This window comes from Methanobacterium congolense (genome assembly GCF_900095295.1).
GTDB classification, from domain to species: domain Archaea; phylum Methanobacteriota; class Methanobacteria; order Methanobacteriales; family Methanobacteriaceae; genus Methanobacterium_C; species Methanobacterium_C congolense.
Genome location: NZ_LT607756.1, coordinates 1,951,264 through 1,973,684, shown reverse-complemented (window position 1 = coordinate 1,973,684; position 22,421 = coordinate 1,951,264). Strand labels below are relative to the sequence as shown.

The 22,421-nt window shown below is 40.1% G+C and carries 23 protein-coding genes; 3 read left to right on the top strand and 20 right to left on the bottom strand.

Annotated features, from left to right (window positions below; translation table 11 throughout):
* Positions 1-114: 114 nt before the first annotated feature.
* The 4 genes from MCBB_RS09410 to MCBB_RS09400 all read right to left on the bottom strand — a co-directional run bounded on the left by MCBB_RS09410 (position 115) and on the right by MCBB_RS09400 (position 3,151).
* Positions 115-1,599, bottom strand: a complete 1,485-nt coding sequence (locus MCBB_RS09410) for a TrkH family potassium uptake protein (protein WP_071907520.1) — start codon at positions 1,597-1,599, stop codon at positions 115-117.
* 41 nt (positions 1,600-1,640) lie between these two features.
* Complete coding sequence (locus tag MCBB_RS09405; protein WP_071908067.1) at positions 1,641-2,297, bottom strand: potassium channel family protein; 657 nt, start codon at positions 2,295-2,297, stop codon at positions 1,641-1,643.
* A gap of 295 nt (positions 2,298-2,592) precedes the next feature.
* Positions 2,593-2,742 carry a hypothetical protein gene (locus MCBB_RS12155; RefSeq protein WP_171899125.1) on the bottom strand — a complete coding sequence of 50 codons (150 nt, stop codon included), beginning with the start codon at positions 2,740-2,742 and terminating at the stop codon, positions 2,593-2,595.
* Between the two features lie 4 nt (positions 2,743-2,746).
* Entirely contained in the window at positions 2,747-3,151 is a 405-nt protein-coding gene (locus MCBB_RS09400) for a DUF61 family protein (protein ID WP_071907519.1), read from the bottom strand.
* Between the two features lie 65 nt (positions 3,152-3,216).
* On the opposite strand from MCBB_RS09400, the gene MCBB_RS09395 reads away from it, so the two are divergent.
* Positions 3,217-3,555, top strand: a complete 339-nt coding sequence (locus MCBB_RS09395) for a hypothetical protein (RefSeq protein WP_071907518.1) — start codon at positions 3,217-3,219, stop codon at positions 3,553-3,555.
* Entirely contained in the window at positions 3,545-4,072 is a 528-nt protein-coding gene (locus MCBB_RS09390; RefSeq protein WP_171899124.1) for a hypothetical protein, read from the top strand. Before MCBB_RS09395 ends, MCBB_RS09390 begins: the two co-directional genes overlap by 11 nt.
* Positions 4,073-4,455: 383 nt before the next feature.
* On the opposite strand, the gene MCBB_RS09385 is transcribed toward MCBB_RS09390, so the two are convergent.
* The 16 genes from MCBB_RS09385 to MCBB_RS09310 all read right to left on the bottom strand — a co-directional run bounded on the left by MCBB_RS09385 (position 4,456) and on the right by MCBB_RS09310 (position 21,054).
* Positions 4,456-4,839 (bottom strand): DUF22 domain-containing protein, encoded by a 384-nt coding sequence (locus tag MCBB_RS09385; RefSeq protein ID WP_071907516.1) that lies wholly within the window; start codon positions 4,837-4,839, stop codon positions 4,456-4,458.
* The gene (locus tag MCBB_RS09380; RefSeq protein WP_071907515.1) at positions 4,839-5,483 is read right to left on the bottom strand and encodes a V-type ATP synthase subunit D; all 645 of its coding nucleotides are present in this window, start codon (positions 5,481-5,483) and stop codon (positions 4,839-4,841) included. Before MCBB_RS09380 ends, MCBB_RS09385 begins: the two co-directional genes overlap by 1 nt.
* A gap of 40 nt (positions 5,484-5,523) precedes the next feature.
* A complete protein-coding gene (locus tag MCBB_RS09375) occupies positions 5,524-6,915 on the bottom strand; it encodes an ATP synthase subunit B (RefSeq protein ID WP_071907514.1) in 1,392 nt (463 codons plus the stop codon).
* Positions 6,916-6,917: 2 nt separating this feature from the next.
* Positions 6,918-8,669 (bottom strand): ATP synthase subunit A, encoded by a 1,752-nt coding sequence (locus tag MCBB_RS09370; protein ID WP_071907513.1) that lies wholly within the window; start codon positions 8,667-8,669, stop codon positions 6,918-6,920.
* Positions 8,666-8,986, bottom strand: a complete 321-nt coding sequence (locus MCBB_RS09365) for a V-type ATP synthase subunit F (protein ID WP_071907512.1) — start codon at positions 8,984-8,986, stop codon at positions 8,666-8,668. The genes MCBB_RS09370 and MCBB_RS09365 overlap by 4 nt, the downstream gene beginning before the upstream one ends.
* Positions 8,983-10,140 carry a V-type ATP synthase subunit C gene (locus MCBB_RS09360; RefSeq protein WP_071907511.1) on the bottom strand — a complete coding sequence of 386 codons (1,158 nt, stop codon included), beginning with the start codon at positions 10,138-10,140 and terminating at the stop codon, positions 8,983-8,985. The genes MCBB_RS09365 and MCBB_RS09360 overlap by 4 nt, the downstream gene beginning before the upstream one ends.
* A gap of 14 nt (positions 10,141-10,154) precedes the next feature.
* Positions 10,155-10,778 carry a V-type proton ATPase subunit E gene (locus tag MCBB_RS09355; RefSeq protein WP_071907510.1) on the bottom strand — a complete coding sequence of 208 codons (624 nt, stop codon included), beginning with the start codon at positions 10,776-10,778 and terminating at the stop codon, positions 10,155-10,157.
* 30 nt (positions 10,779-10,808) lie between these two features.
* The gene (locus MCBB_RS09350; protein WP_071907509.1) at positions 10,809-11,297 is read right to left on the bottom strand and encodes a V-type ATP synthase subunit K; all 489 of its coding nucleotides are present in this window, start codon (positions 11,295-11,297) and stop codon (positions 10,809-10,811) included.
* 5 nt (positions 11,298-11,302) lie between these two features.
* Positions 11,303-13,303 (bottom strand): V-type ATP synthase subunit I, encoded by a 2,001-nt coding sequence (locus MCBB_RS09345; RefSeq protein ID WP_071907508.1) that lies wholly within the window; start codon positions 13,301-13,303, stop codon positions 11,303-11,305.
* Positions 13,304-13,313: 10 nt separating this feature from the next.
* Positions 13,314-13,628: an ATP synthase archaeal subunit H gene (gene ahaH, locus MCBB_RS09340; RefSeq protein WP_071907507.1), complete on the bottom strand. Its 315-nt coding sequence runs from the start codon at positions 13,626-13,628 to the stop codon at positions 13,314-13,316.
* Positions 13,629-13,737: 109 nt separating this feature from the next.
* Complete coding sequence (locus MCBB_RS09335) at positions 13,738-14,622, bottom strand: citryl-CoA lyase (protein WP_071907506.1); 885 nt, start codon at positions 14,620-14,622, stop codon at positions 13,738-13,740.
* 155 nt (positions 14,623-14,777) lie between these two features.
* Entirely contained in the window at positions 14,778-15,683 is a 906-nt protein-coding gene (locus tag MCBB_RS09330) for a fumarate hydratase (protein ID WP_071907505.1), read from the bottom strand.
* Between the two features lie 208 nt (positions 15,684-15,891).
* Positions 15,892-16,794, bottom strand: a complete 903-nt coding sequence (locus tag MCBB_RS09325) for a peptidase (protein ID WP_071907504.1) — start codon at positions 16,792-16,794, stop codon at positions 15,892-15,894.
* Between the two features lie 146 nt (positions 16,795-16,940).
* Positions 16,941-18,317 carry an MmgE/PrpD family protein gene (locus tag MCBB_RS09320; RefSeq protein WP_071907503.1) on the bottom strand — a complete coding sequence of 459 codons (1,377 nt, stop codon included), beginning with the start codon at positions 18,315-18,317 and terminating at the stop codon, positions 16,941-16,943.
* 160 nt (positions 18,318-18,477) lie between these two features.
* Positions 18,478-19,338 carry a DUF5518 domain-containing protein gene (locus tag MCBB_RS12150; protein WP_171899123.1) on the bottom strand — a complete coding sequence of 287 codons (861 nt, stop codon included), beginning with the start codon at positions 19,336-19,338 and terminating at the stop codon, positions 18,478-18,480.
* A 426-nt stretch (positions 19,339-19,764) separates the two neighbouring features.
* Positions 19,765-21,054 carry a tRNA(Ile)(2)-agmatinylcytidine synthase gene (locus MCBB_RS09310; protein WP_071907502.1) on the bottom strand — a complete coding sequence of 430 codons (1,290 nt, stop codon included), beginning with the start codon at positions 21,052-21,054 and terminating at the stop codon, positions 19,765-19,767.
* A gap of 378 nt (positions 21,055-21,432) precedes the next feature.
* Between MCBB_RS09310 and MCBB_RS09305 the strand changes: the two genes are divergently transcribed.
* The gene (locus MCBB_RS09305; protein WP_071907501.1) at positions 21,433-22,416 is read left to right on the top strand and encodes a transcriptional regulator; all 984 of its coding nucleotides are present in this window, start codon (positions 21,433-21,435) and stop codon (positions 22,414-22,416) included.
* The last annotated feature ends 5 nt before the right edge of the window (positions 22,417-22,421 follow it).

Below are 22,421 nucleotides of genomic sequence, written 5' to 3'. Positions count from 1 at the left end.
AAAAATAAACTAATTTTTAGGATACAATTTTAAGAAAAAGATATACTCTCTTAAAAAAAAGATTTTAAAGGATCTGGTTTATCTACCTTAATCTTTTCTTTCAAGGATTCATGACTATTTTCGCACAGCATTCTGGATTAAAATCACTGTTAAGAGAAGTATTGGCCATATCTCCAGCCTTCCTATCCAGAAATCTGCCATGAACACCACCTTCGTCACTGCAGGTGAACTCGCTGTCATGAGCCCAGAACCCAGTCCAACGTTGCTCATGGCAGATGCAACCTCGAACATCACCTGGGGAACGTTTTGGTAGTAAAATAGGATTATTATGACGCTTACCATGTAGATCAGCAGGTAACTGAATACGAATAAACCTGTTAACCTCAAAACTTCATTGTCCAACTTCAGTTCATCCACATGATGAATCTTATGAGATATTACTGCATTTTTTGGGAGTAAAAGTGATTTAATCTGCCACCACATCCCCTTAATGAGAATACCTATTCTCAACCATTTTATACCTCCACCTGTTGAACAGGCGCCCGCACCCACCATCATGACTATGGTGAGCACGAATATTCCCATTCCTTCCCACTGGTAGCTTATCTCGGATCCAGAAGCTGTTTGAAGACCAGTTGTTGTCAAGGCAGACACAACCTGGAAAAGGGAGTACCTAAGTGATAACAGGAAATCATGGCCGTAGTATGTACCATTGTAGAGGAACACTGCTACAAGGATAGTTCCAATAATCATTAATGAATATGCAACCTTCGTTTCAATGTCCTTGAAGTATTCCCTCCATTTTCCCTTTAAAACTGCATAGTGGATTGCGAAGTTGGTTGCACCGATCACCATTACGATCATGGCAGCGATCTCTATCCAGATGCTGTGGTAGAATCCCAAGCTCGCATTGTGCGTTGCAAACCCTCCAGTTGAAAGGGCGCTGAATGCATAGAAAATTGCATCGAAAAGGGACATTCCTGCAAGCAAGAATAGGATGATTGAAAATACAGTGTATCCCATGTATATGTAAACTATGATTCGTGTTGTGTGTCTTATACTTGGCACCAGTCTTTCTTCTCTGCCCTCTGCACTGTACATCCTCATTACGTTGATGGAAGGTGATGATAGTATTGTCAGAGCCATTACGATTATACCGATTCCACCAAACCACTGCATGAATCCACGCCAGAAATTCATTGTATAACTAACCGCGTCCAGGTTGTTGTACATGCTGAATCCAGTTGTTGTGAGTCCTGAAATCGCTTCGAAGTAACTGTTGAGGTAGGACAGATCCCCTGAAAAGTAGAAGGGTAACGCTGCAATCGCACTTGCAACAAGCCATATGATGGTTGCAAATATCATTGCACTTTTGAGTGAAATTTCCTGTGTGTTTTTAAAGAACTTGTAGAGTATAAATCCAAAAACAATACTTATAACTGCAGAATAAACGAAAGGCATGATGTAATGATACTCACCATATATCAAGGCAACTGAAACAGGAACTAACATTAAAAGCCCAAGCAATATGCATATGAACCCGGTGTAGTGGATTATGGAGTAGGTTTCGTCCTTTTTTAATTTGTTTATGGAGTACAAATTTCAAACCCCCTACTTTTTAGACAGTAATTATGGTTTGATCATTGAATGAACATTTTAACAACCCTTTTAATGGCTTCTGTTTTTATTAAAATTGAGATTTTAAAACCTTCCTCAAGGACCATATCCTGCTGGGGGATGGTTATATCCTCATCACCATGTCTGTAAAGGGCACATATGATGTAGTCCTTCGTTGGACTCAGTTCTCCCACGGTTTTACCAACGACCTTTGGATTTTCAACGGGAATGTCCAAGAGTTCTGCATTACCCTTACCCAGTATAACCAGATCCGCAATTTTTGGCCGTATTATGAGTTTTTCAAGGTAGCTTGCAGCTGTAAGCTCTGGGCTGACAACAGAATCAACTCCAACCTTCCTGAAGATGTTTTCGTGTGTTGGGTCGCTGACCCTGGCGATGATCTTCTGGGGGTTGTGGTCCTTCACAAGTATGCATGCCAGAAGGTTGGCTTCATCGTTACCTGTAGCAGCAACGAAGATGTCAGTATCCTTTACGTTAGCTTCTTCAAGTGTCTTAACATCTGTGCCGTTACCACAGATAACAAGGGCATCGATATTGGTGGCGGCCTCTTCACATACCCTAGGATCATTCTCTATAAGTGTGACATCCTGTCCTGCTTTAGATAATGATGAAGCAAGTTTTAAACCTACTCTACCTCCACCCATAATCACCACGTACACCACAAACACCTCTCATAACCTACATGGAACTGCAGCATCCTTAAAACAATTTAAATTGGTATAACTGTGTTATACTTTTTAGATTCCCAGTTTTTGAACCTAATAATGATCGTTTCAAATATTATATAAACTTTTTCATGAATTTAAGAAAGAACTTTTTAAAAGGCATTTATACTTAATTAAAGATTTAAATTATCTTCAAAAGATAAATAATGAAAAATAAGTGTTTAAATTTTATAAATAAACTTTTTTTAGATATTTTTTTAATTAATATCTGTAAGCGACTTGTAATTAGTTAAATTATCCCAATAACATGCAGAATAAAGATTATAGTCCCGATTGCTATCATGAAAGTTGATATGATAATTGCTATTGTGAAGTAGACGTAGGCCTTGGCGCGTTTGTCAGGGTCTTTAATCAGATCTTCGAATGGGTCTGTGCTCACTTTTTCACCTCACTAAAAATATGTACTGGGTCGTCGTTGGAAACTTAGCTCTCAAAACTCTTATATCGGGTCTGTAAATGAAGATCTCCCTTGAACATCCTTTCATGTTTAATATACTGCAGACCACCTTTGTTTCAATATTTCCAGCTACTCTGGCCCCTGAAGTAACAGACTCTATTTCCAGGTATATTGGGAGTTTAAGGAGGTGGTGTTCTGATTCAGGAACTATATCTGCAATCCTTTTAAGTTCCTCTGCTTTGAACCTGTGTCTTGTACCATTTGGAGCCACAACATGGGGTCTGTCCTCTTCAAGGAGTTCTTCGAGGGTTTTTCTTTGTTTTGGTATGTGCCTGTTAAGGCTTAATATATGTTTTTTCACCAGTCTGTCTGCTCGGTTTGGATCCGTCATTTGTTAAACTTATCTGTGTTGGGGGATATATTAGTTTTCAATGAAATCTACCTAGGGGTGATCATGTGGAAATTAGTGTTGAGCAGTGCCGAGAGAATGATAGGATAAAGGAAATTATAAGTAAAAGTGGGCTTCCAATAAAATATATAAAATTGCTTCTGAGAATTTCGGATGCAATCTACATAAATGCCGTGAACTACAACGTTTCAATAGAAGACAGCACAGTCACCATACTCCTCATATCCTCGAAACCAGAAAATAAGATGGGACAGTTCAACACCATTCCCCTTAACAACATATTCTACAGATTAACACAGATGTCTAAGGAGAATTCTGAGGTTAAAACACTCTGTGAAGTGGAAGATGGGCTGTTGAAGGTGACTGTACATATACATGCCCATTGATACACATGTTTATCTATTGTTATACATATTAACTTCATATGCACTTATTTACAACGATCTTAGGGATTACAAAACTTTTTGGGGCAATAATAATATGGATGTTAAGGAATACTACAATATTCTATCTGAAATAACTGATATTGACCTGGAAGTCTCCTCAATTGCAGATTCAAGACGATTAATGTCTGCATTAAAAGAAATTGAAGAAACTCTGCATAAACTTAAAAAAAGTGTTGAATGGGATATAAAGCAGGTTAAATCAGATCACGCCCATAATAAACGTATCATAATTGATAAATACACTGGCAAATCCCAAAAATCAGGTATTTCAAGTGTTTTAAGGTCTTCACCTAGAAAGAAGATGATGCAGGAATTAAAACGTCTTGGAATGGAAAAGAACGAAAAAATACAGGAATATCAGGAGTTGCAAAGAATTATCGAAGACCTGATACTTGAAGTTGAAACTAAAAAACAGCCTGTGAATGAATTCATCAGAAACAGACTTTTCAACAGTTGAAAGTTGATGGAGATTTACACACAAAACAGAATATAAACCCTTTATTAGGCCCTTATCTTTATTTTTGATTCATATAATGAATCTTCTCTATTGAACGGTTTGAAGTATCTCCCATTTTTTCTGGATCTCATTGAACTAACTGGGCACTGATACTGTGTTTGATATGTACTGAGTACCTATTTTTGGGGCTCTTTTTGAAATGAAAATCCAGTGAAAACTAAATTTTAAAGAAATCCTTATATACTCCATTAAATATTCTCTATTTTTCCTAAAAAAGCCCTAAATAATTCTAAACCTAAATAGTTTTAATAGATTCTAGAGTAAAAAAAGTATCTGAAAATAAGCATTTAATTAAAAATAAAAAAATGGATAAGGATTGAACCTTACCTCAGGAGTTCTGCTGGAAGTAATGTCAGCACTCCAATCAGATCATCCTTTTTGATTTCACCGTCAAGAGCTGCAACAAATGTTGCGTGGTCTGCTGTTCTGTCCATACTTATAGGTAAAGGTGTTTCTTCACCTACAGCTATTGTGTGTCCGTACCTGTTCTCGGCGTAGGCGTAAAGGATGCAGATATGGTTTGCAGGTATCTCGATGTTCTTGATTTTAATTGGTTTCACATCGCTGGCCTTGAAGTCAACATCTTCATCGGCGATGATTGCCCTTAACTTTCCAACAACGCTTCCAACTTTAAAGTCAACATCTGCCCCTTCCATATCCTTGAGTTCCTTTTTTATGGTACCAAGTCTGGTTACTATTCTGACCATTACTCCATCTCCATGGTTTTTTTGATCATCTTCAGCCTTACGAAGCTTTCCCTCTCCATCTCCTCGAGTCTCATCTCAATGTACTTGACTGTGTTCTCAACCCTCGGAATGATTATGTGTTCAAGGGCATTAACACGTCTTTTCGTTGATTCGATCTCCTCTGCAAGAAGTATAATAGTTTTTTCTATTTCTCCAAGTTCTATTATGAGTTTGATGGATTCTTCGAATTTTTTGGCTGCTTCATCCAGTTTTACAGAGGTGTCCACGAAGCCATATCCCCTGTTAGCCATGGTACGTGTTTCTGTGCTTGTTGATTCAATTACAGGTACAACAACACCCATTATACTTCGAGAGTCAATGTCAACTTCAACAGACTCTTTAACAGCCATTGAAGCTTTACGGACAGCGAGATCTCCCATTGTGATCTGGGCCTTGGCCAGATCAGCGTAGGCTTCCTTCAACTGTTCCTCAACCATGTCCCTTGAACCCTGAACACGTTCAAGTATGTTGAAGAACTCCATGATAAGGGCGTTCCTCTTCTCTTTGAGGAGACTATGACCTTTTACTGCCAGTTTTTCCCTATCCTTTAGTTTTAGAAGTTCCATCCTTGTTGGATTGATTCCTTCTATCATTTCTTGTGCCATTCTATCCCTCTATATAACCCCAAAAAATAAATTAAGGGGTTTATTTGTATTCTGGGTGGTATTTTGGAATGTGTTCTTCACGTACACGTTTGAGCTCTGCTTTTGGCAGAAGTGCCAGAAGCTCCCAACCAAGTGTCAGTGTTTCTTCAATGGACCTGTCTTCGTCCCTGGTCTGGGTTATGAATTGTTTCTCAAATTCATCTGCAAACTTCAGGAACTTCCTGTCACGCTCTGTAAGCGCTTCTTCACCGACAACAGCCATTAAATCACGTAGTTCACGACCTTCAGCATATGCTGAGTAAAGCTGGTCTGAAACACCACTGTGGTCTTCACGTGTCTGTCCTTCACCTATTCCACCACTCATGAGCCTGGAAAGGGATGGTAAAACATCTACTGGTGGGTATATACCTTTCCTGTGAAGGTCACGGCTTAGAACTATCTGTCCCTCTGTGATGTAACCGGTTAAGTCAGGAATTGGGTGGGTTATGTCGTCCTGTGGCATAACGAGTATAGGCATCTGGGTGATTGAACCCTCTTTACCTAATATTCTTCCTGCACGTTCGTACATGGTTGCAAGGTCGGTGTACATGTAACCAGGGTATCCACGTCTTCCTGGAACTTCGTCCCTTGCTGCTGATATCTCCCTTAATGCCTCACAGTAGTTGGTAAGGTCAGTGAGTATAACCAGCACGTGCATGTTTTTCTCAAATGCGAAGTATTCAGCTGTGGTCAGTGCCATCTTAGGTGTGATGATCCTTTCAATTGCAGGGTCGTCTGCAAGGTTCATGAAAACTGTAACCCTCTCAAGAGCTCCTGTTCTCTCGAAATCCCTCATGAAGTAGTTTGCTTCTTCGTGGGTGATACCCATAGCTGCAAATATAACTGCAAACTCTGATCCTTCACCTATAACCTTAGCCTGCCTTGCTATCTGTGCTGCAAGCTCGTTATGTGGAAGACCGGAACCTGAGAAAATAGGCAGTTTCTGACCACGTACAAGTGTGTTCATACCGTCTATTGTTGATATACCGGTTTCTATGAACTCTGCTGGGAATTCCCTTGCTGATGGGTTCATAGGGTTACCGTTGATATCCAGTTCCTCTTCAGGAATGATCTCGGGACCGCCGTCTATTGGTTTTCCTGTACCGTTGAATATTCTTCCTAGCATGTCTGGTGAAACACCGAGTTTTGCTGTTTCTCCTGTGAATCTGACCTTGGTGGTTGCTGTGTTGAGGTCGCTTGTTCCCTCGAAGACCTGCACAACAGCCAGGTCATCTTTAACCTCAAGAACCTGTCCACGTCTGTTTTCCCCGGCAGGTGTTTCGATCTCAACGATTTCGTTGTAGGCAACGCCTTCAACGCCTTCAACAATCATTAAAGGACCGGAAACTTCTGAAACTGTTGTGTACTCCCTTGTTTTGATATCTATCTTCATCTTCATACCTCACTGCATTGTTTGATTATTTCGTCCTGAATCTCTTTGACCTTTGCCTCAAATTCTGCTTCAGGTAAATACTTCATCTTTCCTATGTCTTCCTTTACAGTAAGAGCGACTACGTCAGATGCTGCGGCTCCCCTTTCAAGTGCTGCAGTTGCGTTTTTCTGGAACATGATGATTGTTTTGAGCATTTCATACTGTTTCTGAGGTGCACAGTAGGTGTCTATCTCGTGGAAAGCGTTCTGCTGAAGGAAATCTTCCCTTATCATCCTTGTTGTTTCGAGGGTTATTCTTTCACGGTCAGGCAGTGCGTCTGGACCAACGAGCTGAACAATTTCCTGGAGTTCGGATTCCTTCTGGAGAAGGGCCATTGCTTCATCCCTTGTGTCCCTCCAGTCCACACCTGTGTTTTCTTTCCACCAGTCCTGTACGCTTTCAACGTATAAGGAGTAGCTCTGTAACCAGTCTATTGATGGGAAGTGACGTTTGTCTGCGAGTGATGCATCCAGTGCCCAGAACACTTTGGATATACGCAGGGTGTTCTGTGTAACGGGTTCTGAAAGGTCACCACCAGGAGGTGATACTGCTCCAACAACTGTTACTGATGAAACTTTGGATTCGGTACCAACTGTTGTAACTCTACCAGCACGTTCGTAGAACTGTGCAAGTCTTGATGCAAGGTATGCTGGGTATCCTTCTTCACCAGGCATCTCTTCAAGCCTTCCTGAGATCTCCCTCATAGCTTCAGCCCATCGGGATGTTGAATCTGCCATTAAAGCTACGTCGTAGCCCATATCACGGAAGTATTCTGCTATGGTTATACCTGTGTAAACACAGGCTTCCCTTGCTGCCACGGGCATGTTCGAAGTGTTTGCGATGAGTACTGTTCTGTCCATGAGTGGTTTTCCAGTTTTTGGGTCTTCAAGTTCTGGGAACTCTTTAAGAACCTCTGTCATCTCGTTACCACGTTCTCCACATCCAACGTAGACGATTATGTCTGCGTCAGCCCATTTTGCAAGCTGCTGCTGTGTAACTGTTTTACCGGATCCGAATGGACCTGGCATAGCAGATGTTCCACCTTTAGCAACTGGGAAGAAAGTATCCTGTGCCCTTTGTCCTGTTACGAGTGGTACATCAGGGTCTAATTTCTGTTTGTATGGTCTTCCAACCCTGACAGGCCATTTCTGTAACATCTGAACTTTTACAACACCTTTAGATGTTTCCACTTCTGCAATGTCTTCCTCTACAGTGTAATCTCCTTCAGAAACTATTGTTTTTAATGTTCCTTCCACTTTTGGTGGTACCATTATTTTCTGAACGATTGCAGATGTTTCCTGGACTTCTCCAAGAACGTCTCCACCTTTAACTTCTGTTCCAGGTTTTACTATTGGTTTGAAGGTCCATTTTTTATCCTTTGGTAAGGATGGAACATCAACACCCCTCTGGATGTAATCTCCTGTTAGAACTTTGATCTTTTCAAGAGGCCTCTGAATTCCATCGAATATTGATCCTAGTATGCCTGGACCTAACTCCACGGATAATGGTCCTCCTGTACTTTCGATTGGTTCGCCAGGTTTCATACCTGCTGTTTCCTCGTAAACCTGTATGGTTGCTGTGTCACCTTCGAGTTCGATTATCTCTCCAATGAGCTTGTCGTTACCGACTTTGACCATTTCGTACATCTGGGTTCCCTTCATGCCGTCTGCAACAATAACGGGACCTGCTATTTTTATTATATTTCCTGTAATCATTTTACCATCTCAACCCCAATTACTCTCTTTATAAGCTCTCTCATAGGGTCTGATTCCTTCCTAATTGAGCCTGACTTATCGGGTACTTCAATTATCATAGGTAATGCACTTGTTTTTGTGAATTTATCGATTGTTTCCCTTATTCCGTCTCCGATCTTTTCTGTTATTATTATAATAGAAAAATCCTGTTTAACAAGTTCTTTAAGGGTTTTATCTGCTTCTTCCATGTTTGAAACTGGATATCCTGCCTTAATTCCTCCAAGGCGGAATCCTGTGACAGTATCCGCGTCAGCCATAACTGCTACCTGCGAACTCATACTAACATCTCCTTGATCATGGAAGTTGAAACTCCATCCTCTACCTTACCACGGGCTATGATCTTCAGGTTCCTTACCTCAGTTTCTTTCCTGCTGAGGAATCCTATTATTGGACCTATGCCTATTGGTTTTTTCTTGGATATGGTGTTTGCAGTTTTTCTTACAGTTTCATCCAGAGCTGCCTCGAATGGAGCTATTGAACCTGTGCCTGTGTAATCAGGCATGGACTCTGAAAGTATTGGTGCATACTTCGTTCCTTCAAGACTGCTTAACACCCCTTCAACATCCTCAGATTCCATGAGTTCTTTTAACTTCCACTCACGTATCTGGTATCCATTGGATATCATGTAAGACTGGACTTCATCGTATTTGAGTCCGTCAACCTTTGCCCTGAGTATGATCTTCAGGTTGGTTGTGTCCACAAGGGTTCCTATGTAACTCTGCAGTAACTTGCTGTTGTCATCTGCAGGGTTTGCAACGGATCTAACCAGTTTGTCAAGGTAGTTCTTGTCAAGTGCCGCTTCTAAAGGTAAGAGCATGCCCATTTTCTGGTACTCTGGCATAGCATCCTCAAGGACCTGTGCGTACTCTGTACCTTCAAGGGCGTTGACAACTTCCTCAATGTTCTTTGCATCTAAAAGTTTGTCAGATGTATCTTTTAACTCTCCAAATGGTATTAAAAGATTTTCTGTTTCTTCCCTTGTTAAACCAGCTTCTTTTGCAATTAGTATGCTCTTTAAGTTGCTTATATCCCATCTTGATAAAAGGATCTCGAAGGTTTCCTTTACATCATCTGGTGCTATCCTTGCAAGAAGATCATGAGTTTCTGCAAGCTGGCTGTCGAGTGCCTTCTCAAGGGGGTATTTCTCCACGTATTCTGCGTACTCTGGAACTCCCCTGAGGTAGTTCTTAACTTCGTCCACTGTGTCTGCTTCAACTATTTCTGAAAGCTGTTTTTCATCAAACAGCCTTCCTCTTCTTGCCATTACACGTGCATTGGGTGACGTGTATGGGTAAAACTCCAGAACGGGTCTGATGCTTACAACAACAATCACTGCTCCAATAACTGCCAAGACCAGAAATAAAAGTCCTATAACTGCTTCGGGAGAGGAAAATCCCATTGAGCCTATTAATGCTGCAATATCTTCTGCCATTTAGGTTTTCCTCCTTACTTGAACAGCACCTTTGCAACCTCGGATCTTAGAGCTTTTTTGAATCTGAGCATCCTTGCTTCGATTGTGTTGTTCACCTCAATCTCTCCACTTTTGGTTTTCACAACTACTCCACCAATGGTTTTTATGGTTTCTCCAATTTCAAAGGTTGTTTTCTGGCCTGTTTTATCTGTAATATCTTTCTCAATATCTTTTATTTCATCTTTTATCTTGGAGATATCCTCTTCCTTAAGAAGTACGACCAGTTCTCCACCACCAATCTCAGTTGCAGCTTCACTTACAACGTTTTTAAGTGATTCCACATACTCTTCTGAAGAAGTTGAAGCGATCCTTTCAAGTTCTGCTCCGGCTTTAGCAAATGATTCCTCAATAAGTTCTTCCCTTGCTTCGAGTTCCTTCCTACGGGAGTTCATCTTAGCTTCAGAGATCAACTGTTGATACTTCATCTGTGCCTGTTTTTCAGCACTTTCAAGGATTTTTTCGCCTTCAAATTGGGCTTTTTTATCCCCTTCTTCTAGGATTGTTTTGGTTTCCTCCTGGGCCTTCTGGATGATGATATCCGCTTTACTTTGAGCATCTGATATGATGTTTGATACTATTTTTTCTGCCCCTGAGCTCATCTGCTTATCCTCCAATATTAAGCCTAATGCTTATGCTCCGAGAATTCCGCCGAACACAAGTAACAGTATAGCTATAAGGAAACCGTATATAGCCTGTGTCTCTGGTATAGCACTGAAAACGATACCCTGTGCAAACATACCTCTGTCTTCAACAACTGCACCAACGGATGCTGATGAAGCTATACCCTGACCCATACCGGATCCTAAACCTGCAAATCCTACTGCTGCACCTGAACCTATTGCTACAAGTCCTGTGAGCATGTCAAGTGTGTGTCCCCCCATGAGTCCTGAGAACACCAGAATTAGTATAGCTATTAAGAAACCGTATATAGCTTGTGTCTCTGGTATAGCTGTGAAAACGATACCCTGTGCAAACATACCTTTATCTTCAGCTACTGCACCTACTGCACCTGCTGATGCTATACCTTGTCCTATACCTGATCCTAATGCCGCAAATCCTACTGCGACTCCTGCTCCTATTGCTGCTAATGCTGTACCTAATGTTAATTCTACTGCCATTTATTTTACCTCCTAATTTTCGTAAATTTTCTCTCAGCTTTGAAGGCCTCGAATTTTGGACTTCCGCCCTCATAGAATTGACTGAAAAATTCAACATAATGTAAACGTAATGAATGTATAAATGCACCAAGACTCTGGAAAGACATGTTGAACAGGTGTCCTCCAATGAATATTATTGGTGCCAGTATTAAACCAACGTAGGGTATCATCTGAGCTGATAACTGTGTTAATATGTTAACGGTCATAGCTATTCCACCTGTTGAAAGACAGAGTGCTAAAAGCCTGGAATATGATAGAACTGTACCGAGGAAGCTCAGTATATCCATAATTCCCATGACACCGTTGTAGTAAACAAGTAATCCAACACCTATGATTGCCACAACTCCTCCAACTATACTTGATCCTGTTACAACGTAAAGAACGATGGCTAACTCAAGTATGATCCAATCGATCTGTGAACCGAGTGCTTCTCCAATTTTCTTTTCCTTTATGTTGTTGTAGGCGCCTATCAAAAGACCCAGGTTTATGTGAAGGATACCTATGGTCAGGGCTATGTAGAGGATGTTCTCAGGGTGTACAAATGCGTTTACAGATCCTATAACAGTTGGAAGTGCTGCACTTGTGCTTCCCATGAAGAATCTGGGTATTAAATCTCCTATGAAACCGTTGGTAACCATTCCAAGGATGAATGCCCACACACCACATGCAACGAGTATGAGCCCCATGTCATGCATGGCTTTGTTGGTCTTTCCAAGTCCCCTGTAAAGGATATATCCTATTAATGCATCAATTATACCATAACCTGCATCGGTTAGACAGTAACCAAAGAAGAATGGAAACACGATGGCCATTAAGATGGTTGGATCAAATTCCTTGTAATTTGTAGGGGAGTACATCTCCACCATCATCTCGTATGGCTTTGCAAAACGAGGATTATCAAGCTTGGAAGGAACTTCATCGTTCTCTTCAGGGTCTGAAACTTCAACAACTGAATGTCCTTCAGTGGATGTTTCAAGGATTTCAAGAGATTTTTTCATCTTCTTCACTGGAACCCAGGCTTCGAACATCATGGTGTTTTTGGTTTCTCCAAATGAGGAGAATATTTCATCTCTTTCCTTTTCAACTTCAAGCTGTTCCCTTAAAACGAGGAGGTCTCCCTTCCATTCGTCTGCAACAACAGCAAGTTCGTTGAAAATAGTTTGTTTTTCACTTTCTATGGCCTGAATTCTTGTATCAGTGTTTCTTATGAACTCTTCTGGTTTTCCAGAAATTCCTGAAACCTCGAATTTATCAAATTCCAGTTTTCTCAGGAGTCCTGTTAACTCTTCACCATACTGTGCTAATGTTATGATAATAATATTCTTTGAAACTTCTTTAGACTTTTCTTTAGAAACAGAATCAGTTTCAAAAACAAGGTATTCATCTGTAACTGCACTGGATTCTTCCTTGAATTTTTCAAGGTTAGAAACTTCTATTTTACCAGTTATAACTGCAGTATATTCGGATCCCTTTAAATCAATGAGATCAACATCAAAATCTTTTAATTCTTCCGCAACTTTGGAAGCATCTTCAAGTTTGCTCTTTTCAGAGTCCAGTTTGCTCAAGTTTTCCTCAAGGGCTTTGGTCTTTGATTCAACTTCTGCAATTGTTGATTCTGCCTTGTTAACCAGTTCATCCACACTTATGGCTTCCACTTCTCGTTTCTCAATTGTCTTCGGATTGATGAACCCCATGATGGTATTTTTTATACCACCTTCACGTTTTTCAACGGATTCAAGGAAATCAACCATTCCAGAAGTTTTCATGAGAAGAGAAGAGACTTTTCCAGTGTGAGGATTTACCTTTGAAGGTTTGAGTATCTGCTTCCATTCTGCGTCGGTTTGGATTCGCTCTGAGATATCATGGATCTGTACGATCCCCTCTTCGTGAAGGGAATTAACTGCAGAATCAGCGTACTTATCCAAAGTTATTATCTTGAGCTTCTGCATTCTTGCCGGCTTGAACATTGTACTCACACTATAAAACACTTTTAACTATCACAGTTACGGCTTCATCCACCATATCTGTAGCCTTCTTCTTTGTTACTTCTATTTTTTCATCAGTTTCGTTTGATATTTTGTAGGCTTCTTTCTGAGCTTTTGTCTCAGCTTCAAAGATAATGGCTTCAGATTTTTCTTCAGCTTCTTTTTTAGCTTTTTCCACGGCTTCTTCAGCTTTAGAATGAGACTCTTCGATCAGATCTGCTGATTTTTGTTTTGCATCTGCAATCAATGAATCAGCATCATTTTCCGCCTTTTTAATGGTCGTAATAGCTTCTGATATTGTTGTCATTTAAATCACCATGATATGCCAAAGTCTATTATGTATTATATATATCTTTTACTATTTAATTCTCAAAATATGTATTCAACACATCTATCAAGGGGTTTTAATTCAATTTTTAGCCTTTATTTACAATTTTATTCAATATTACATTTTCACTCTCCTCAGCACCATGGTACTGTATTTCATTTGTCTCAAAAAGCTTTCTAAATGGAGATTCATTTGTCTGCTCTTCATGAACATGGGCCACCATTGCTGGAAGCCTTCCAATTACAAACATACCTGTTCCAAGCTTCCAATCAAAGCCCATATCTGAAAGTATCCCTGCATTTGCACCATCGATGTTCATACGAAGCCCCTTAGTTTCATAGAGCACTTCTTCAATGGAAAGGGCAAGTTGGGTATGGGGACCTGAGAAACCATAATCCTCTGCAAGTTCCAAAAGTTTCCTTGCCCTGGGATCTTCGGTGTGATACCTGTGACCAAATCCAGGTATTTTCTGGTTCTTTGCAGTGAATTTATCAACTATAACCTCTGCAAGTGTGTTGATCCTGTTTTTAATACTGGAAGGTACTTCACCTGTGAAATCTGAGAAACTTTCATCTGAGAATCTTTCACAGATAGTTTCCTGGAGCAGCCTCATTGAAAGTTCCAGTGCTCCTGCATGATGTTTTCCAAAGGCAAGAATTCCTCCTGAAACACATGAATTCAGTGGAGAACCTGCAGAGGCCATCAACCTGGCAACCTGTGTACTTGGAGGTGTTACTCCATGATCGCAGAAGGATACAAGAATAGCTTCAAGCATCTTCGACTCCTTCTCAGAGGGCATATCTCCCTTTATCAGAAGGTAAACCATTTCAGGAAATGAGATCTTTCCTATAAGGTCTTCCTGTGAATATCCTCTGGTGGTGATCCTGTTTGGCTCAACTTTGGTTATGGAGGTTCTCCATTTCACGTTGTCAAATCCAAGAATTTTTTCCATGGTTTCTCTTTCAGTTGCCATTTTTAATCACTTCATTAATTACTTCAGAATCTGGAGGTATTTCATAGATTCATTCAAAGGATTTTTCTCAGGATTTCATCCTATTTATTTATAAATTGAATCTCTTGAGAAAAATATGTTGATCATCTAGTATTTGGAAAACTCAATCCATTTCCCTAAAATCCATCCAGAGATTCGGAAGATATGTAAACAGATGATCTTCGGGGTTCAACACAACAGCATGGTCTGGTGCAAAGGATTCTGACACCACTGGCCCTTTGAGGCCCTACATTGATGAAGGATCCAAGAGCAGTTACAGAGCCACCAATACCCAGAGCACCTGTGTTTGAACTGTTAAGAAATTCAGTTATGTCATTTTCTAGTTCTGATTGTTGGTTAAGGTCCCCATATGCCATTGCCTTCAGCATCAAGGACGAAGCTTCAAAATGAGTTCTCCCAATACCTACAGTGGGAATGCATGGAGTGCAGCCCATCATGGGAATCTCTGATCTCAACCATGTTTTAACGTCCCCAAATACTTTTCTATGATCCCTCTTGTGGAAAACTTTATAAGTGTGTGCCCGGATCTCAGGACCCCCACCGAGCATGAGCACATGAACCTTAACACCATCTTTAAGCTCATTTCCTGATGCTCCATACTGAGAAAGATCCTCTGAAATGGTGTCAATAAAGAATGAGGGTGGGACAAGCATTCCAGGATCATTGTAAAGCCCCTGGCTTTGTTCAATCTTCTCAATGGAATCTCCACGTACTGCCATGGGTCTGGCTGGAAGTTCCCTCAAACCCCGGGCCACACCCTCCTTGATCTCCTTGAAAAAACCTGCTGGAATTGCGGTATCCTCATCAACTTCCATGTAAATGTGTGGGATGCCAGTGTCATCGCAGAGGGGCATTTTTTCCTTATGAGCGATCTCAGCATTTTCAAGAAGAAGCTCCAGAACCCATTTGGCATTTTCATTCACCTCGAGATCCAGGGCCCTCCTGTAGGCATGGATCTGATCCGTTCGGAAGGTTGTGCTGGCCTCTAAAACGGCATCTTTGATCATTTCAGTTATTTCCATTTAAAATACGTCCATTTGTACATTCAATTGATTTTTAGTTTCAGGTTTAAACTTGTCTATATCTATTATGTGATTTGAATTTTATAATTTTTAGATCTCTGGAAGTATTTAGATCTCAGACATAAATTCCTGAAAGTACCTAAAAGGCATTGTTAATTATTAAAAATAATCACCAAAAACTATAAGAACAGATTTCAATATCCTGAATTTAAACTTCAGGAATTGACATATCTTTTCTACCCTTCTCTGAAATCTTGGCATCTGGATAGTAGCGGTTTATCATGTTTTGAACAAGAAGAACCTGTCTTGCACGTTCTCCAGCCTGCTTCTGGGTTGTGTCCCAGCCATGGTGAGCTGCAACGGCCCCACCAGTTTTAAGGTAAACTGGTGCTGCAGCCTTTATTATTTCAGGGGCCTCGTAGTGTCTTATGAAACCTCCCGAGGATTTTGGATTTTCCATGTGAAGATCAAGGGAGATATCAATTGCCCTGCGTATAGCTGCCATCATTGGTATCTGCAGGTCACGAACAGGGTTGAATGAATCCGCACCCAGTTCCTGGAGGAGCTTTGCTGATGCAGGGTTTCCATGGCCGCAGTGGGCTGAAACCTTGAAATGGACTTTTTCAGGCAGTTCTCCTGCTCCACGCATCTTACTTAGTACCCAAAGCAGACCCTCATCGTAGACAACTATTCCCCTGACACCAAGGGATATAGCACGTTTCACATCTTCCACAGCATAGAACAGGTTTTTGTAGCCCCTGAGCCTGTAACCGATCCTTGCACCCTCTGACGTGTTGGCAGATGCACTTGTATCGTAGGTTGCACGGGGTCCAACGCTCAGAAACAGTTCCACCTTAGCAGCCTTTGCAATTTCTACCATTTCCTCGATTTCCGGGTCTGTGAGAAGCATTATACCCTTGGTCTGTGTCACCCTGTGAATTTTAACGCCGTAATTGTCTGCAGCGTCCAGCAAGGAAGTCATGGCTTCTGGTTTTTGAATTCCAGGAACTTCAAACCTGTACTGAGCACCATCAGGAAATCTTTTAGGTGATTCGAAGCTTTCGACAGCATCATTTATTCCGATTTTACTTAAAAAATCCTTTGTATCCATAAAATCACTTTTTGGTAATTGAAACATTATCACTTAATTTTTTAAGATTTTGATCGTGTTTTAATCGTATTTAAGGGCATATAAATTATTTAATAATGTATAAAACATGTTACTGTAATTATATTTGTTATATCTCCTTTATCATTTCATTTAATATATGATTTAAATTCTTCATTGATGATTTCTATCAAATCACAGATTTTAAAGGATTCCATCTCATCAACAACCCCTAAAACATCAACATCAAATTTAGGGTTGAGCTTCTGAAACTTTTCAATAATATCCTTTTTATTAAGGGGGTTTTCAGGTTCTCCTAGGGGTAGATCGACCCTTTTAACGTATTTTTCCCCATTTTTAAGGTTCATCGTAACTTCAGATGGTCTCATGGATGGGTAAAGATCATCCAATTCTGGATCAAATACGATTTCAACTCTCTTGGCTATTTCATTCAGTTCAAGTTCTTTGAATGCATTTGAATCAAGATTTTCAAGATCTAAAGAATCATTAACAGCCAGTGCAATGCTCATGGGAAGACTCTGCTTCAGAGCTTCAGGAGTGTTTGGATGGTAATTATTGTGTTCTGCAGCGATTTTATAGGTTTTAACTCTTATGTTTAGGATTTCATTCCGTATTTTATGATTTGAACTAGTTTCATTTTTAATTTCACTTAAAATCTCCATAACTGCATCTATAGAAGAATGAAGATGTCTGCAGACAGGGTACTTCTTGAAGTAAACATTTAGGATGTGTGGTTTAGTCCGGAGTTCCTTGAAATCATCCTTTGATGCATTTTTCAGTGCTGTTTCATAATCATAGGTTGTTGCATTTAAAAATCCTTCGTTCCCCTCCACTATGGATTCTGCTCCTGTGAAACCTTCCCTTGCAAGCAGTGCAGAGAGAACTCCAGATTGTGCTGCTTTGCCTGCATGTAGGTGTTTTCCCATGGTTCCTGCATGGTCAGATTCCAGGAGACCTGCTGCCTGGGTACCTGCAAGTCCAAGGGCATTCACAGTTTCATTTAAATCCAGGTCCATTGCCAGGGATGCTGCAGCTGCAGCTCCAAAGGTTCCGCAGGTTCCTGTGCTGTGAAAACCTTTATTTCTATGTCCTGGATTTGCAAGTATCCCCATGGTTACTGCAGTGCTGTAACCTGCCACTATTGAAGTTATTAAATCTTTTCCATCCTTTTTTTTGGATTCACATAGGGCCAGTGCAGCTGGTATGATACAGCAACCAGGGTGGAGCTGTGCAATTCTGTGGCCGTCGTCAAGGTCCATTGAATGGGCTGCAACCCCATTTGCAAGGCTTGCATCCATTGGAGTGGACTTCCCTGCCCCGAGGATGCTGGACTCTTCACCGGGGGGTAAGATGTTCCTAACCTTTTTGCTGCTTTTTCCCTGTGATCCCCTGAGTGCAACACCTAAAAAGTCTAAAAAGCACAGCTTTGCCTTTTCAACGGCTTCGTCAGGGATTTTGCTGTAGCTGGTCTGGACTGTGAGTTCTGAAAGTTTCTCTGCAATCATTGATCTATGAACTGGTTTGATCAACAATAAACTTGTTGATGGATCAAATTATTGTAAAGATGGTATAATGATTAAAAAAATTGAATTAATTTGAGTATGCCAGTCCAATCTTTCTCTTATCATCATCAAAGTCTTTTAGAATTTTTTAATTAACTTTTTTTTAACGGTTGACCTTTTTTCTTATTCCTGCGCCGAGTATTCCACCAATTGAGCCAATTAGGAAAAAAACTACGAAATATGCTATTGCTCCCACTGATAAAAGGAGTAAAGCCATTTCAGGTGAGCTATTATTAAAAGTATGCATTTCACTCTTAAATAACAACGTAACTAACGGAACGCCTACGAATCCTGCTATACCTGCTGGAATTCCTCCATTTACAAGTCCGTTAATGTAACTCTTGCCAACTATGCAACCTGCAATAAATCCACCAACTAACGGCCCTATAAGACTTACATTATTAGGTAAATATCTTCCATAAAACATACCTATTACAATTGCAATTAGGAATGCAACAACAATTGCAACCCAATTCAAATTCTTTTTTTCATACAATCCCAAATATCTACTTTTAAATCTTCTTATAAGTGCAATAATTACCACTAAAAGAATAATAGGGAAAATAAGCGTAATTAGTAGAGTCTGAAGATATGAATAAAAATCTGTTATCGGTTGGGAGTTAAAACTATGAACAATTACGATCCCTAACATATACGTCACTGCAATAAATCCTATCATAAAAATACCTATTTGAGGTAAATACCATAAAAATCCAAAAATAAGCTGATTTTCTGTTAAAGGTGATTCCTTTAATTCAAAACCACAACCAGGACAAACTTCATCCTTATCACGGATCACACCTCCACAATTAGGACAAACTTCATTTGAGCCATCAGCTTCATCCAAGTCCTGAACGTAACTTAAATGCCCACCACACTCACACTTATCACTGAAATCCTCAGGAGACTCCCCAGGCTGGAGCTCATAATAACCCCCACAACTATCACAAACAAGGTAAGGCATAAAGGCATTTATTATTTTATTAAATAAATAGGTACCTAATACGCAGATTTAAATCAGCTTATAATAGTGGATCTAAGAAGTTTCGAGGATTATTTGGACTAACTACTTTAAAAATCATGGCTAAACAGAATATTACAGCTATAATCATGAAAAAAGAGGTTATTATAGTTGCGTTGTAATTATCAGTTGGGAGTGGAATAGTGCCTAATCCCCAAGCTTCTGCAAAAATAGAACTGCTGTTAAAAAGTAGAATAATCGCCTGGAAATTGTATTTAATACTATTCTTGGTATTATTCCTTGGTTGCATTGGAGGCATTCAGTGCTAGATTACTTTGTGTATAATGTAAAAATAGAGTTAAAGGATTAATTGTTATTATGGTTCCAAATAACCCCTCACATTATTGTGTTTTCAATAACAGATATTCCTTACTTTAAATTCTTCTTCTCACCCATTCTAACGATGGGCTTGCTCAAATGCCTCCTTGCAGACGGTGGAACCTCATAAAAACCCTTTTCAATATCCCTTGGAACGGGTATCTTCTCTTTTTCAGCTTCACGAAGTTTTTCACCACACTTTGGGCACTTGTATCCTTTACCTGCACCTGCCGACTTCATACGCTTCCCGCATTTGCAGAGGGGGTTCAGGGTTTTGTAGGTGGGTGCAAGCTCCAGTATCTCGAACTTCTCAACGTTCAGGGTTCCTTTCTCACCTATTCCTCCATAAATTCGAAGTTTGTCACCCTGGGCCAGCTTCCTTACAACATCTCTGAAAGTTTTGGTTGGTTCGTAGGCAGCACATTCAATCTCTCCAGAACCATCAGCCGCGGTGAATATGATATGACCTCCCTCGATCACATGGGGATTCTGGGATACCTCTGCCTCGAAGATGTAGCACTTGAACTGTTCCATTTCACTGATCTTATCGATGCATTGGAGGTGCATATCTGTGTGCTGGTTGCTTTTGAAGATGCAGTAACTTTCAATGGCTTCATTAACCTCAACGATATCATGGGCCTTCCTCACGGCTTCAGGGCTTTCACCCCTTATTCCATATAAAACCGGGCATGGTGTGTGTGGTTCTATTGCAGTGTAACCATCATCAACGTTGTCAAAGGTTTCAGGGTATGTCTGTCTGTTCATCTCCCTGACAGATTCATGGTCTATTCTCCTTTCAGTTCCACGGTTTTCAGGGGTCCTGTAGGCCAGACATTCGTAGGTGTGATCTGGAAGGGGGCATCCTATGGCTGCAAGTGCACCAATTATACCCCTCCCCTTCTTGAATTTGAAGAACTCTGCACCTATACTGTTTGCAAGTTCTTCTGCTTCTTCTATACTCACTATATTCTGTATGGTTCTGATTGAGTAGGTTTCCATTTCTGGGGTGATCCTTCCACTGTAGAACACAACTCCGGGGTTTGTCCGCTCCTCCTCAAGTTCTGAAAGGGTTTCAACTTCCTTTAAAATGATTTTTTTAGCTTTTTCAACGTCTTCATTTGAATCAACCAGTAATTTAAAGGTTAAAGCACCGTTTCCACGGGTTTTGAAGCGTGCAAATGGGTTAAGCCGTATCAGGCGGGGATAGTCCTGGATTTTAAAACCACAATCTTTAAGTTCACGGATTATTACACAAGTTATATAAGTAGTGCACATTCCCTCCTGGGAATCAGTGTCATCGATACCAACGTACAGTACATCGTTCAAAGATACATCATTCATAATATCATCCATTAATTCATAAGGAATTCAACATGTTCCAGTTCTTATAATAAATTGATTCACAAATAAATTCACACATTTATTGATTCACAAAATAATTCATACCCTCATTAATTCGTACAATTCAAATTAGTACACAAATTGATTCAGATTAATATAAATTAATTCATAAAAACTAATTCATAAAAAGTTCAAATTCATTTATATACAACTCAGATTTATCTATATACATAATTCATGTATATTTAATTTAATTCAAATTCTATATTAAAATCAAATCTTATATTAATATATTAAAAATCTTATGTTAAAATTTCATATTAAAAAAAAACTCTTATTAAAACTCATATTAAAAAAAATTTAAAGAGGTGATCCCAAATGCGTGGTAACGTCCCAGCTCAAAGAGATCATATCCTGGTTCAGATAAACGAGCTTCTATCAAATCATGGTTTTGAAACGTCTAATATATATGATAGGAGCTGCTTCGATATGGTTGCAAGAAAGGAGTTCCTACTTCTCCTTATGAAGGTCCTCATTAACGTTGACGGATTCACAGGAGAACAGGCAGAGGAAATAAAAAAGTTATCAAGCATTTTTATGGCATCACCACTCATAGTTGGGCTTAAATCAAAAAATGAATTATTAGAGGAAGATGTTGTTTATGAGAGGCATGGGATCCCTGTAATTGCCCTTGAAACCCTTAGAAGTATGGTCATCGAGGATATATATCCTGAGATATTCGCTGACCGTGGCGGGTACTTCGTTAGAATGGATGGAAATGTGATAAAAGAGGCAAGGGAACATAAAGACCTTTCATTGAAGGATCTGGCTGATCTTGCCCATGTATCGAGGGAAACCATCTACAAGTACGAGCATGGCATGGTGCGGGCATTTCCAGAAACTGCAATGATACTTGAGAGCATTCTCAACATGAGGATAACCCTTTCAGTTGATCTTTTCAAGGTTCCAGAACCAGAAGCAACGCATTCCAAAAAAGCTGAAACTGAAAGCGAACCAAGAAAACTGGTTGACCTTGGCTTCGGTGTGATACCAACAAGCAGAACACCATTTGATGCCCTTGCAAAACCTGAAGAAGAAATTCTACGTGACATCCGGAAGAATCAGGCCCCATTGATAACCAACCTGGAAAAGAACAGGAACCAGAACGTCTTGAAAAAGATGGCAGTGAACGTCAAGGATCTTTCAGGGGTAACAGGTACAGATGCAGTTTTCATAATGGAAGGTAAAAAGAAGCTCACATGTATAGAGGGAATTCCAGTTGTCCACAGTTGGGAAATGGAAGAAATGGAAACCTCAAAAGAATTTTTAAGGGTTGTACGTGAACGTAAAGAGTGCAGTTAATCCTT